The 13,888-nt window shown below is 53.0% G+C and carries 10 protein-coding genes; 5 read left to right on the forward strand and 5 right to left on the reverse strand.

Annotated features, from left to right (window positions below; translation table 11 throughout):
* Positions 1-28 precede the first annotated feature (28 nt).
* The 5 genes from WM40_RS11720 (at position 29) to WM40_RS11740 (ending at position 7,114) form a co-directional block, all read left to right on the forward strand.
* On the forward strand, positions 29-373 hold the full coding sequence (locus tag WM40_RS11720) for a hypothetical protein (protein ID WP_024905249.1): 345 nt from the start codon (positions 29-31) through the stop codon (positions 371-373).
* A gap of 706 nt (positions 374-1,079) precedes the next feature.
* Positions 1,080-3,116 carry a CHASE domain-containing protein gene (locus WM40_RS11725; RefSeq protein ID WP_052738294.1) on the forward strand — a complete coding sequence of 679 codons (2,037 nt, stop codon included), beginning with the start codon at positions 1,080-1,082 and terminating at the stop codon, positions 3,114-3,116.
* Positions 3,113-5,602, forward strand: coding sequence for a PAS domain-containing hybrid sensor histidine kinase/response regulator (locus WM40_RS11730; RefSeq protein ID WP_269083089.1), 2,490 nt, complete (start codon positions 3,113-3,115; stop codon positions 5,600-5,602). Before WM40_RS11725 ends, WM40_RS11730 begins: the two co-directional genes overlap by 4 nt.
* Positions 5,595-6,554: a diguanylate cyclase domain-containing protein gene (locus WM40_RS11735; protein ID WP_024905251.1), complete on the forward strand. Its 960-nt coding sequence runs from the start codon at positions 5,595-5,597 to the stop codon at positions 6,552-6,554. The genes WM40_RS11730 and WM40_RS11735 overlap by 8 nt, the downstream gene beginning before the upstream one ends.
* Before the next feature lie 89 nt (positions 6,555-6,643).
* A complete protein-coding gene (locus WM40_RS11740) occupies positions 6,644-7,114 on the forward strand; it encodes an alpha/beta hydrolase (protein WP_157685779.1) in 471 nt (156 codons plus the stop codon).
* 321 nt (positions 7,115-7,435) lie between these two features.
* Here WM40_RS11740 and WM40_RS11745 read toward each other — a convergent pair whose 3' ends face one another.
* From WM40_RS11745 to WM40_RS11765, 5 genes are all read right to left on the reverse strand, one after another.
* On the reverse strand, positions 7,436-8,596 hold the full coding sequence (locus tag WM40_RS11745; RefSeq protein ID WP_046152936.1) for a glycoside hydrolase family 53 protein: 1,161 nt from the start codon (positions 8,594-8,596) through the stop codon (positions 7,436-7,438).
* 111 nt (positions 8,597-8,707) lie between these two features.
* Positions 8,708-10,672: a beta-galactosidase gene (locus WM40_RS11750; RefSeq protein WP_046152937.1), complete on the reverse strand. Its 1,965-nt coding sequence runs from the start codon at positions 10,670-10,672 to the stop codon at positions 8,708-8,710.
* A 42-nt stretch (positions 10,673-10,714) separates the two neighbouring features.
* Complete coding sequence (locus tag WM40_RS11755; protein ID WP_046152938.1) at positions 10,715-11,566, reverse strand: carbohydrate ABC transporter permease; 852 nt, start codon at positions 11,564-11,566, stop codon at positions 10,715-10,717.
* 19 nt (positions 11,567-11,585) lie between these two features.
* On the reverse strand, positions 11,586-12,491 hold the full coding sequence (locus WM40_RS11760; RefSeq protein ID WP_024905255.1) for a carbohydrate ABC transporter permease: 906 nt from the start codon (positions 12,489-12,491) through the stop codon (positions 11,586-11,588).
* A 65-nt stretch (positions 12,492-12,556) separates the two neighbouring features.
* Positions 12,557-13,810 (reverse strand): ABC transporter substrate-binding protein, encoded by a 1,254-nt coding sequence (locus WM40_RS11765; RefSeq protein ID WP_046152939.1) that lies wholly within the window; start codon positions 13,808-13,810, stop codon positions 12,557-12,559.
* Between the last annotated feature and the right edge of the window lie 78 nt (positions 13,811-13,888).

Consider the following 13,888-nt stretch of genomic DNA (forward strand, 5'->3'; position numbering starts at 1 on the left):
ATACGTTTCGGCGCTTCGGGAGAGACACATGGATAACAAACGCGATAATCGCTATTTGACCGACTGCGATCTTACGCACATCTTTGAACTTGCAGACTGTGCTTGCATTCTGGGTTTTGGGGACGACCAGAATTGCGCGGATCATCAAAACGAACAAAAATGGAATTCGGTGGGCACGGTCGAGACGACGTTGATCAATATGCTATCTCTTTCGGATGCGCTGGTGCGCCTGCGCATTATCGCGGAGATATGTCATGAAAGCTTATCGGCTAATGAACGTAAAATCCTGTCGGATATCTGTAACACGATTCAGTGCGCGGAGAGGGAAGAACGGTGGCGCGAATTGCATTATTGCCGAGCCGTTGAAGACTGACGCCTGCGGCGCTCGCCATTATCTAAGGGCACGTGACGAGTGTGAGCATTGTGGTGCTGATGCCCAGTTTTCAGCAAGTTTCCGGTCATGCAGTCCTGGCATCCGCAGGCTTGAACGCATCCATGATTCCGCTATCCGTTAATCTGAACGCATTCGTGCTGTAGAACTGCTTTTGCCTGAATATGCGACTCTCGCCCTTGCTTACGGCGCTGCGTTATTACTGGCGGGCGCAAGATCGCCTTAAATAATTTCGAGGTAAAGTCTGGCCTGACACATTATTGTGATTTTTACGAAACGCTGTTGATCTCCCGGGCGCAACGCTAGGTTCGAAAAAGAACATATGTTTACATGCAGGAAGGCAACAAACGCGTTTCGTTAAAGCATCCTTCGTATCGGAAACTGGATAGAAGGATATACTTCATTGCAAAGTGCTGATGCAAGACATGAGGTTTGCTAAGAAAATTAGAGGAACGGCGAGGCTATGTTTTATGTTGTTCAAGGATCAATTTTTAGTTTACTGGATTGGCTGTTTCGAATGGTCAACTGTTGTTTGTCGGTATTAACGAGATGCCTCACGGGGCAAAAATGGATAGCGTAAAAGCAGCGGTGCCTATGGCTGACATCGACAATTTCAACGTGTTATTTGTTCTAGGATAAATTTCGCTGTTATTCAATTTTGCCGTTTGAAAATAGAAGCGGAGAAGGCATGAGTGCAAGAGTATCGATTTTTAGCAGAATCAAGAAGCTTGACCTAAATGACCTTCGGAAGATCGTTGTGTCGTTGGCATTGTCAGTGTTGCTATTGACCATAACAATGGTATTTGCTGGGTACCACAACAAAAAAATAGTACAAGAATCATTTCATGAAACGCTTGGGAAAACAGAAAATAATATTCTGGAAAGGTTGGGTAGATACGAATATGGTCTGCGCGGTATGCGGGGTGCGATCGTTGTCGCAGACTCTGGTATCGTGACAGAAAAAAAATTAAATGACTATAGCAAAACCCGAGATCTTCCAAAAGAGTTCCCTGGGGCAAAAGGAATAGGTTATATTAATTTTGTCAAAGCAGGCGACGTGCTTTTATTTCAAAAAGAGTTTTTTCAAAAAAATCATTTTAATATTGAAATTCGGGATTTATCTCAATCTTCGGGTGACAAGTTTATTATTCAATACATTTTCCCACGCGAATCTAATGCTAATGCAATGGGGTTGAATATCGCTTCGGAGCACAGCCGTCGCCAGGCAGCGGAATCGGCTGCCAAGACCGGCCTAGCGACCTTGACCGCACCGATCACGTTGGTCCAAGACCCAACGAAAACGACACAGTCCTTTTTGTTTCTATTGCCGGTATATTCAGGTGATGGGAACAAAACTGAGGATGAGCGAATCCGCTCCCTTCGCGGTTGGTCGTATGCTCCGCTGTCCATGGCCGAAGTTTTGTGTAATGGAGGTTTAGACGCTGACAAAGTTCGACTTAATTTGTCTGATTCCTCGGAACCTGGACGTCCCGTTCCATTTTTCGAATCTATCGTTTCCCCTACGTTCAAAGGAAATGGAGGAGAGATTCGACGGGATATAAACGTTTATGGTAGGAGGTGGACCATCGATCTGCATTTTTCGAAATCGTACATTGCACAACAGTCGATTATCCCGCTGTGGCCACTCTTCGGATTTCTTGTAGCGATAGCGTCACTGGTCAACGGATTCTTGTTTTTCAGATTTGAACAAGCCCGTAAGGCGACAGAACTTTTCAAAGCCCGTATGGAATTAGCTTTGCTGGTAGACAGCTCGATAGATGCCATTATTGGAAAGAATCTAAACGGAGTCATCACCACCTGGAACAGAGGTGCAAGAGAGATATTCGGTTACTCAACTGCCGAGGCAATAGGGAGGCCATTGCTCGATCTGATCGTGCCATTAGATCGGAAAGATGAAGAGGCACATATCCTTGATGACATATCAAAAGGTAAAAGTCGCCTGAATTTTGAGACGAAGCGGCGAACAAAGAGCGGCGAACTGATCGATGTTTCTGTCTCCGTGTCACCAATATTCGGACCACAAGGGGTAATTCTAGGGGCCTCAAAGACTGTCAGAGATATCACTGCCAAGAAGGCAGCAGAACGGGCAATACGTGATGCGAAGGACGCGTTAGAAAATGAGGTTAAGTTACGAACGTCCGAATTAGAGTCAGCGCGTCGTACGTTGCGTACGGTCATGGACGCCCTGCCATCGATGATTGGTTATTGGGACAAGAATTTGGTCAATCAAGTGGCGAATATCGCGTATCACAACTGGTTCGGCGTGACGCCAGGCGAGCTATTAGGACGACGACTTCCTGATCTTCTTGGCCTTGATTTATATACCCAAAATATACCGCATGTTGAAGGCGTTCTAGCTGGTCAGCCTCAAACGTTTGAGCGAGAAATCGTCACACCTAATGGCACCAAAGTTGCCCTTGCTCATTATCTCCCCGATAAAATAGATGGCGAAGTACGCGGCTTCTTTGTAATCGTCCATGACGTGACTGAATTAAGCCAGCAACGCGCTGAATTGTCCGATGCGCTTCATACAAATCAGCTTCAAAAAGACATGCTTCGTGCAGCCAACGAGCAGCTCGAATTGGCAGCGCAAATCGCACGTCTTGGTGTATGGATTTGGGATATCGACACCGGTGAGCTCAGGTGGAACAAGTTAATGTTCGAGCTCTACGATTGCGAGGGAATATCACGTGATGAAAAATAGATTACGAGCAATGGCGCATCCGGGTTCATCCAGATGATATCGAATACGTGGAATGCGCTTTACGCCGTGCAATCGAAGAGGACGAAATCTACGATCCGAAGTTTAGGGCGCTCCACAGAAATGGACAAGTAAGATATATCCAAGCGGCGGGAATGGTCGAGCGAGATCACGAGCGTCGTGCGGTACGCTTGATAGGCATCAACCTTGACGTAACCCAAAATCATATATATCAGCAGTCTCTTATTTATTCTAAGCAACAAGCAGAGCAAGCAGATAGGGTCAAGGGACGATTCTTGGCAAATATGAGTCATGAAATTCGCACTCCACTCAATGCGGTGTTGGGGATGTTGCAATTACTAGAACGTTCTATGTTGACCCAACGCCAAGGTGACTATGTCCAAAAAGCGAAAAGCGCGGCCCAATCGCTCCTGGACCTGCTCAATGATATTTTGGATTATTCAAAAATTGAAGCAGAGAAGATAGAGCTAGATGTTCACCGATTTTCTCTTAGTGAATTTTTGCAGGAAATAAATGTTGTTTTGAGTGGCAATGTCGCGGGCAAGAACTTAGAGATCTTGTTTGACATTGATCCACGAATAAACGATGAGATTATTGCCGATCGGCTACGCCTGAAGCAGGTGTTGGTCAATATCTGCGGCAATGCGATAAAGTTTACTGAGCATGGTTACGTTTTGCTCGCACTTGCCTATGTCGAAACTGTTGGCGGCCAAACGCATGTTCGCTTTTCGGTGAAAGACACTGGTATTGGGATCTCGGAAGAGCAGCAGGCATTTATCTTTGATGCTTTTTCACAAGCTGAATCGTCTACGACCAAACATTATGGAGGCACGGGGCTTGGGCTGGCGATAAGCAAGCGGCTAGTCAATTTAATGGGTGGTGACTTGCACTTAAGCAGTGCGCTCGGGAAAGGCAGCCATTTTTGGTTTGAACTACCTCTCCATATCTCGCCTGTCCAAACGTTAAGAACTGAAGAGCCGTTGCGTGTCATGATCGTTGATGACAACGCGATAGCAACGAGTATTTTGGCCTCAATGTGCCATTCATTGGGCTGGGAGGTCGATACTGCACAAAGTGGTTACGAAGCGCTTAATCGATTTTTGCGGATCGCGGATGGCGATCAGCCTCAAAAAGATGTGATTTTCATGGATTGGCGGATGCCAGGCATGGACGGTATCCAGGTATCTGAAAAGCTGCGCCATTTGCTTGGAAAGCATTGTCCTCCTATCGTTATGGTAACGGCTTTTGGACATGAAGATCTGTTGGATGTGCTCAAGCAAAGATCGGTGCCGTTTAGTGATGTCTTGACCAAGCCTATTCTGAGGGATGATTTATTACGGGCGGTAACCAATGCTCGCCTGCATCCTGACCAGAGTAATGTGCTATTGCCGACCAAAGCGCTAGCCGGACCGAAGCTTCCTGGCGTAAGCGTTTTGGTCGTTGAGGACAATGAACTGAATCGTCAGGTGATTCAAAGTTTACTTCTTGAATCAGGAGCGCGGGTGACGCTTGCTGAAGGAGGGCTGTCCGGTGTCCGACTTGCAACACATCACGATTCGGAATTCGAAGTTATCCTAATGGATATACAAATGCCGGATATTGATGGATTCGAGGCAACTAGGCGTATTCGTTCACATCAGTTTGGTGCTAACGTTCCTATTATTGCCATGACCGCAAACAACGCACCTTCCGATGTTGAGGCATCGATTGCCGCTGGGATGGATGCGCATATCGGAAAGCCAATAGACATCGAAGAGGTAGAGCGAACATTGCTGCGCTATGTGAAGCGTCCTTTAAGTTCGGATTTGTCACCGCAGCGCAATATGCAACAAGATCCGAGGGAAGATGAGGCGCAAACACTGGTTGAATCCTGGTTACGTATTGCCAGAAGATTTAATCAAAATACAAAAGTGTACAGGCTTGCCCTGAAATCTTTTTCGGAGCAAGCCCGTTTGCTAATCGATAAAATTCTAGCTCATTTAGAGAATGCTGATATAGGAAGTAGTGCCGATGAGTTTCATGCCCTGAAGGGGGCTGCGGCAACTGTCGGTGCGATAAAGATTGCCTCCGTTGCAAGCAGCGCGGAAGTGACTCTCAGGAATGCGCGCGACGCTGACGCCTACATGAGAATCGCAAGAGATTTAAGTAACGAGATTTGCGCTCTCGTCGAACCTACTATAGTGGCATTACATGCTCAGGTGGGTATATCTGTTGCAGAAGAAAAGAGTGAGGTAAATTCGCCGCTGGAATTATCGGAAGAGAAGTTCAAAGATAGGCTGAAGATGTTGACGACTTTGTTGAAAACAGGGAATATCAAGGCAATTAGTGAAGCAGAGCAATTGTCAAAATTATCAAACGTCACCAATCAAGCTTGGATGCAAGAATTGTGCAATCATACATCGCAATTGCGTTTTAATCAGGCGATTGATATTCTGGAAAATTATTTGAACGAAGGTCATCGTGAGTAATCTTAATGAATTAATTGAACGACGTGGTCAGTTGCCACGCATTTTGATTGTTGATGATCAGCCTGCGATCATTTATTCTCTGCAAACGATATTTGATAGTCATTATGAGATATTTTTCGCGACAAGTGGACGTGACGCACTCAAGATGTGCAAGGAAGCATTGCCTGATTTGGTAATTCTGGATATTAAGATGCCAGATTTGAATGGGTTGGACGTTTGTCGCTCAATCAAAGAAGACAATAATGCGTCTACCATACCAGTCATATTTCTTACGTCTAGTCGCGAGGAGGTTGACGAAATTGCCGGATTTGAGGTTGGTGCGGCTGATTTTATTTATAAACCAATTAATCCCGTAATATTTAAAGCCAGACTGCTCAATCATCTAGCATTAAAATTTCAGACGGATATTTTACGAGACCTCGCGGAAACTGACGGTCTGACCGGCATTGCCAATCGCCGTCGATTTGAAGAACAATTTCATAAGGAGTGGCGCCATTTCATGCGAACCTCCGAGCCGCTTTCGCTGCTGATGATTGATGTCGACTATTTTAAACGCTACAACGATACTTATGGTCATTTAGCGGGTGATGATTGTTTGAAAAGAATTGCTGCGACCCTGTCATCTGCCATCAAGCGTCCTCACGACTTTATTGCACGATACGGTGGAGAGGAGTTTGTCGTTATACTTCCGCGCACTGGTGGAGCAGAAGCGGGTCTGGTGGCCGAGAAAATGTTAGAAGCAGTACGAAATTTGAAAATCGAACATCGTAGATCCGATGTATCGAGAAATGCGACCATCTCGATCGGTGTTGCTGAAGCAGCGATATTTGACACGGCTGATTCGAAGAGGCTGAAATCCGCTGCGGATTTCGCGCTGTATCGTGCAAAGAATTTGGGACGTAACCAAGCTAGAATCTGTGACATTACTGAATATAGCCGAGCCTTCGAGTGAGCAGGACAGTTGCTAATCGAGTTCGATGCCCGAGTCGAACTCGACTAACCCTTTCTTGTTATTACAGGTAGGTCCTTAGCTAAACCTACATCACTCAGGAAGGCAATGCCGCCAAGGTGAAGGGCCTTGTCTATTTATCGGAGCTGGTACCGGATGATGACCAGTCCGTCGCTGACCTGCTGCAGCGGCTCGACGCGCAAATGTCGGGCGTCGAGCCGGATGCGGAGGGCATGATCTGGCTCGACGATCCTCGACGGTTCCAGCATATTATGGCGGCAGATATTCCGTTCGAAGACGGGCGTTCGCTGGCATCGGTTCAGCAGCCTATCGCTGCGGGGTGCTTTACTGGCAAGATCCAGCACGCGGCTTGGCACGACAAGCCAAGCTGGTATTTACGCACCACCAGCGACAACGCGCTTAGGCCCGCCGTGCAGCAAGCCGTTGCGCAGCACATTGGGGCCACGGTCATGTCCATTCGCTCCAGCCACATGTTGATGCGATCTCGCCCCGACGACGTTGCAAGGTTGATCGATCACGCCGCGCGAACGGCATCGCAATAACGTATTGGGTGTTTTGACACGCTTTGCATGAACTGTATAGCCTTGCAACACTGGAGTATGCGACGTCGCGCCGGGTCGCGGCGCTGTCGTGTTAATTATTTGTTAGGTGGCAACCATGGGTGTGCATCAGACTCTATCGTAGGAAAATAGAGAGGTTTGCACCATTAGAGAAATCGGCAGCAGCGAACACGCCAAGATGGCCTGATCGACGGCACCCTCGGCTGCGACTACGCACTGTTGAGCGGCAGCTTCAGAAGCTTTTTTCGGCATTCAAGGTCGATCCGCGAGGGCTGACCTATCCGCCGCCACGTGCCAATCAGATCAGCGCCTGCGGAACGCATCGAGCGAAGACAGTGCGTTCCCGTGAAAATCGAACAATGTGTTGTTGTCCCATTGATCACCGGCGCCCAGTTTCCAGCCGACGTTCGGCGTCGGGATCCATTCCGGTTCCCACCAGAACACGCCCTTGCCATGGCCGTTGGGAATCGACTGGACGATATCCGTCAGCGCGTTCAGGAATTGCGCTTGTCCCGCTGGCGTCTGCGGATAGGTCGACGAACCGACGTTGGTCATGGCGTTGGGTTCCGAATCACCGTCACTGGTCGTCCACGGAAAAGCGGTCTCGACAACAATCACGTCCTTGTCATAACGCGTTGCGAGGTCGTTCGCGTTGGTCTGCAGATCGTTGAGTGAGCCTTGCCATTGCGGGTAATACGACAGCCCGATGACGTCGAACGTGACACCGCGCTGCGTGGCGCTATCGAACCACCATCGGCTCGTTGCATTATTGCCGCCGCTGTCCAGGTGGAGCATCACCTTGATGCGATCGTCCACCGATTTGACCGCGTCGTGCCCGGCTTTCAGTAATTGCGCGAGGTTGTCCCATTGATCATATTTACCGAGCGGCCAGAGCATGCCACCGGTGATCTCGTTGCCGACCTGCACCCATTCTGGATGCACCCCGTCGCTGCGCAGCATCTTCAGCACCGTCGACGTGTAAGCGGACAGCAAATCACAGGTTTCAGTGAGGTCCTTGCCGGCCCACGCATGCGGGGGATACTGCTTGCCGGGATCGGCCCACCAGTCGCTGTAGTGGAAATCGATCAATATCCGCATGCCGAGCGCTGCTGCGCGGCGAGCGAGCGTGCGCACATGCTCGGCATTATTGTAGCCGGCAACGGGACTTTGATTGGCCGGAAAGAAATCCGGGTTGCCGGGATCGTTCCAGACCTTGATGCGGATCGCGTCGACACCATGCGCGCGCAGGATCCGCAGACAGTCCAGTGGTGCGTGGTGATCATAGAACGTCGCGCCATTCGCCTCCAGTTCGAGGAGGGTGGACACGTCCGCTCCCATCGCAAAACGGTTCCTTCTGCCCATCAGCTGTTCCAGTCCGCCGGCCAAGGCCGGGGTACCTACGCCCGCCGTTGCGGCCGCGGCGCTCGCTGAGGCCAGCCATCCAAGCATGTCTCTTCGGTTCATTTGTCATCCTCCATTGATTGAATGGCGGCTCTCAGACACGGCCGCCTTTTCCGGGTTGACGCGCCACGATGGCTGCGCCCGATTGCATCCAGCCTGTTGCACCGTCCTTTCTCAAGCGTCCCTCCACACGCAGACATCACCGGTTTTCAACGATGCGTTGCCGAGCACGAAGGCCGCATTCGATGGCGCCGGCGCTTCCACCGCTTGCGCGCCAAAATTGAACGCAAAGACCAACCCGTCGCGACGGCGAACGCGCAAGCCTTCCGGCAAAAGTCGTGTCGCGATGCCGGCATCATGCGCAGCCTGTGCAAGCACCGCACGATGTAATGCATGTGATAACCAGCCCGCCACATACCGCACGCGCGCGTGCGCGAGCACCGCCGGCCACGCATCGTCGAAGAGCGCCTCGACGCGCGTGTCGTCGTTGGCACGCACGTGTTCGCGCCAATGCAGCGCGACACCCGGCGTATCCCCAATCGTCACGGCAGGCGCGAGCGTCGGGCGCAGCGATTCGACCTCCAGCACCTGCATCGGCAGAACGTGTTGCAGCGCGCCCGGCGGCAGGTTGGATGGAATGGCGAACGCGCTGGTCTTCGAGCCGCTGCGCGGTCCGAAGACCCATTGCGCGGCTCCGGTTTTGAACTGGTCGATGAGTGCGTCGTCGATCACCGCGAGGCTGGGCACCACCACCAGGCGGTAGGGCGAGAGATCGGTTCCACCCGATACGATATCGACATCGAGCCCCAACTCGCGCAGCGCTTCGTAGTAGTCGAACACCAGTGTCTGATAATCGAAGTGCGTGCCGTGACGCTGGATGTCGAACATCCATTGCGTTTCGTAGTCGAAGACGATCGCCACACTCGCGCGGGAGGGTTTGCCAAGCTTGGACAGCACCGCCGATCCCGCGATCTCGCGCGCCGCTTGCTGTACTTCCAGACCACCCGGCGATAATTCGTTGTTCGGCAGGTTCAGGGCCGAATGCATCTGCTCCTGGGCATACGGACACTGGCGCCAGCGAAAATACGACACCAGCTCGGCGCCGTGTGCGAATGCCTCGTAAGCCCACAACCTGACCATGCCCTGTGCCGGCACCGGATTCCACGGTGCCCAGTTGACCGGACCCGCCTGCTGTTCCATCACCCAGAGGCGTCCGCCGCCGATCGCGCGATAACGATCGTGGTCGAATGCCGATACATCCGGATGCGCGGTCCTTGCGTAATACGCTTTCTGCGCCTCGGGCAGCGCGATCGATTCGGTGCGGGCAATCGGATAGTTGTCCCAGGCGGCGATATCAAGCGCGCTGTCCGAAGCAAAGCGGTAGTGATCGAAAGTCGTGAAAAAGCCCATGAAGTTATGCAGCAGATCCGCACCGGGCGCATGTGTGCGCAGCACCGCGATCTGTTCGCGATGAAAACTCGCCACTTCGTCGGACATGAAGCGGCGAAAGTCGAGCAGGTGTATCGGATTGGCATCGGTCGGCGTGAGATGCGGCAATTCGATTGCCTCGAACGATGGATACTCCATGCTCCAGAACACGTTGCCCCATGCCTCGTTCAGTACGGCGATGCGCTCGTAGCGCTGCCGCAGCCACGCTTGAAACCGTTGCAACGCGGCGTGCGAATAGCTTGGCACGGTGTCGTGACAGCCGAGTTCGTTATCCGTTTGCCACGCGACAATCGACGGGTGTCGTCCATAACGGGCTGCCATCGCCGTGACGATACGCAAACATTCGCGCCGGTATGTCTCGCTTGAAATGTCGTAATGCCGACGCGAACCGAAGTGCCAGCGCGTGCCGTCCGCGCGTACCGGGAGGACGTCCGGATGCGCATCGATCAGCCATTTCGGCGGCGATGCAGTTGGCGTGCCGAGCACGAGTTTCAGCCCCGCGGCGGACAACGTGTCTACCGCTTCGTCAAGCCATGTCCAGTCGAATTCGCCGTCGCGCGGCTCCATGCGACTCCACGCAAATTCACCGATGCGTACATGGGTCATACCGATTTCGACCATTCGGGTCGCGTCGTCGGCCCACATCGAACGGGGCCATTGTTCCGGGTAATAACAGACACCAAGTTGCATGAGAAAAGTCTCCTGAAGAGGTGAAGGTGCAAGCCGAGTCGCTCAACCCTTGCTTGCCCCGAACGTCAGGCCGGCGATGAAATGTTTCTGCATCACGAAGAACATCAGCACGGAGGGCAGCGCTGCCAGAACGGAGCCCGCCGCCACGAGATTCCAGGCGGTGGTCCACTGTCCTTTTAACGCGGCGACACCCACCGTGATCGGTGCGGCGTCGTCACCTTGCGTCAGACACAAGGCCCAGAAGTAGTCGTTCCACACGAATGTAAAGACCAGAATTCCCAGTGCCGCGAGTGCGGGACGGATCAATGGCAACACGATGCGCAAATAGATGGTCCACTCGCCGGCGCCTTCCACGCGCGCAGCTTCGATCATTTCAAAGGGCAACTGCTTGATGAAGTTGCGCAGAAACAGCGTGCAGAACCCGGTCTGAAACGACACATGGAAAATCACCAGCGCCCACACGCTGTTGAACAACCCTACTTTCAGCGCCATGTCGCGCACCGGAATCATCAGGATCTGGATCGGCACGAAATTGCCCGCGACGAACGCGAACAGCACCAGCGTATTGCCGGGAAAGCGGTACGTCGCCAGGGCAAAGCCCGCCATCGAAGCTAGCACGATCGCACCAAGCACCGAAGGGACGGTGATCAGTACGCTATTCGCGAAATAGTGCAGCATCGGCGTCTGCGTAAGCGCCGTGCCGTAGTTCTCGATCAACGCGAAATGCCTGGGCCAACCCCAGTAGTCGCCCCGCGAAAGTTCGTCGGACGAACGGACCGATGTGACCAGCACTGCGAGCATCGGCAGCAGCCAGATCAGCAGCGCGATCGGCAGCGAGGCTTTATAGAGCGCGCGATTACGCGGTTTCCAGCGTTCAATGGGAAGCGGATACATGGCACGGAATTCCTTGAAATCAGCGTTCTTCGCGCAGCATGCGGCGCAGATGGAACACGATGTAGACAAGCATGATGGCGAACAGTACGACGGCAATCGCCGCGGAATAGCCTTCGCGGTAGTACTTGATGGCCTGGTCGTACATGTAATAGGCGAGCACGGTGGAGCTGTCGAACGGGCCGCCGCCGCTCATCACCGCGATCAGGTCGAAACTGCGCAGCGCACCGATCACGGTAAGCACGACAGCCATGAACGTGGCAGGGCGCAGTTGCGGCAGGATCACGTGCCACAGCAGACGTACACCCTTCGCGCCTTCCATGCGGGCCGCTTCCACCACTTCGGGATTGATGGCGGTAAGACCGGTGAGATACAGGACCATGCAGAACGGTGTTTGCGGCCAGAGTGCGGCGAAAATGATCCCGAAAGTCACCGTATGGGGATCACCGAGCACCGGAATGCCATGTCCCACGAGCAGACGCAGCAGTCCGAAACCGGGATCGTAGAACCAACTGAACACAAGCCCTACTACTACGCCGGACAACACGAAAGGGGCAAAAAAAAGCGATTTCACAACACGCATGCCACGGATGTGCTGGTTCAGATAAAGCGCGAACAGCAGCCCGAGCGGCGGTGCCAGTAGAAACAGCCCGAGCCAGAGCAGGTTATTCTTCAACGCCGTATAGAACGTGTCCGCATGAAACAGTTCGACGTAGTTGCTGAAGCCGACGAAGCTTTTCGGCGTCATACCGTCCCAGCTGTAGAAACTGAGCGAAATACTGCTGATGATCGGATAGATCACGCACAGACACAGCAGTGCACAGCCGGGTAACAGGAAGAAGAATGCCGCGCGATGTTGATGCCGGTGCGTCGTCGAGACGTGACGATGCCGGGCCGCCGGCAGGCGGCGCGCTACGGGATGGAACATGATCAAGCCTCGTCGGAATGCGATGGCGAGCGCCGGACGGGGTAGTCGTGCCGGCGCTGCGGGGCTTACTTCTTGTAGATGCGCTTGCGGGTCGCTTCGAGGCGGGCGAGCAGGGCATCGAGCTGCGACGGGTCGTTGTAGAACTGCTGCATCGCCTTCATGCCTTCGTCGGCCATTTCCTTGGTCATGTCGCGATCGTAGAACTGCGCAATGCCGCCTTGCGTATTCGCGAGTGTCTGGAAGCCGACTTTCGAAATCGCGTCCTCGGGTTCGGGCGATTTATTGTTCGATGGCAGCGTACCCCAACCCTTCGCGAGCTCCGCATTGATCTCCGGTGTCTCCATGAAAGCCAGGAGCTTGCGCGCGTCGGCTTTGTTTCTTGCTTTTGTCGGAATCAGCAATACGTTCACCGGACCGTCCTCAGCCATTGGTACGCTCGCGTCGATCACGGGAAAACGGAAGAAACCGATCTCGGGTTTGATCGACGCAGGAATGCTCGCCGAAAAGAAGGTGCCCATCAGCATCATCGCCGCCTTGCCATTGACGAGAAACGGCGCAATCGAATCGAGGTCGTAAGAGAGCGCGTTATCGATGAAATAGTGGTTTTCTATCAGCGTCTTCCATGCGGTGTACACTTTTTTCACACGCGGATCGGTATACGGAACGTCGCCTGCCATCAATTGCTGGTGAAACGTGTTGCCGTTGATCCGCAGATCCAGATAGTCGAACCACGCGGCGAGCGTCCAGCTATCGCGCGCGGCCACGGCGATCGGCGCGACACCGCTTGCCTTCAGCTTCTTGCAGGCGTCGAGCAGTTCGTCCCATGTTTTAGGCTCGCCCTTGATCCCCGCCTTCTCGAACAGATCCTTGCGATAGAAAAATCCGTACGCGTCATAGCCAAGGGGCGCGGCGTACTGCTTGCCCTTATAGGTCGAGGCTTCCTTGACCGACGCATATTGCTGCGACCAGCCGTTCTTGCTCCAGTCCGGGGACAGGTCTTCGAGCAGGCCGCGTTGTGCGTAATACGCCATGCGTTCGCCGCCATGCCACGACAGAACGTCCGGCGGATCGGTGGCAAGCCAACCGCTCATCTGCACTTTGTACACTTCCTCGGTGACATACGTGACTTTCAGGTCGATGCCCGGATTGGCTTTCTTGAACTTGTCGAACGCTTCTTGCCAGGTCGAGCGCTGATTTCCGCGTGCCGACACGTTCACGTTCAATGTCGCGGCGTCGGCCATGCTGCTGGAAAACGCGCCGACAACCAACGCGGCGACCGCGAAACATTGCGCTAGACGGCGAAGGCGAAGAGCAATCATGTTTTGTCTCCTTGACTACCTTTTCTCTGACAACTCGGCGCTGCCAGACGATGTAACCCGCTCTCTGGCGGGATCCAT

The sequence above is a fragment of the Robbsia andropogonis genome, assembly GCF_000970345.1.
GTDB lineage: Bacteria > Pseudomonadota > Gammaproteobacteria > Burkholderiales > Burkholderiaceae > Robbsia > Robbsia andropogonis.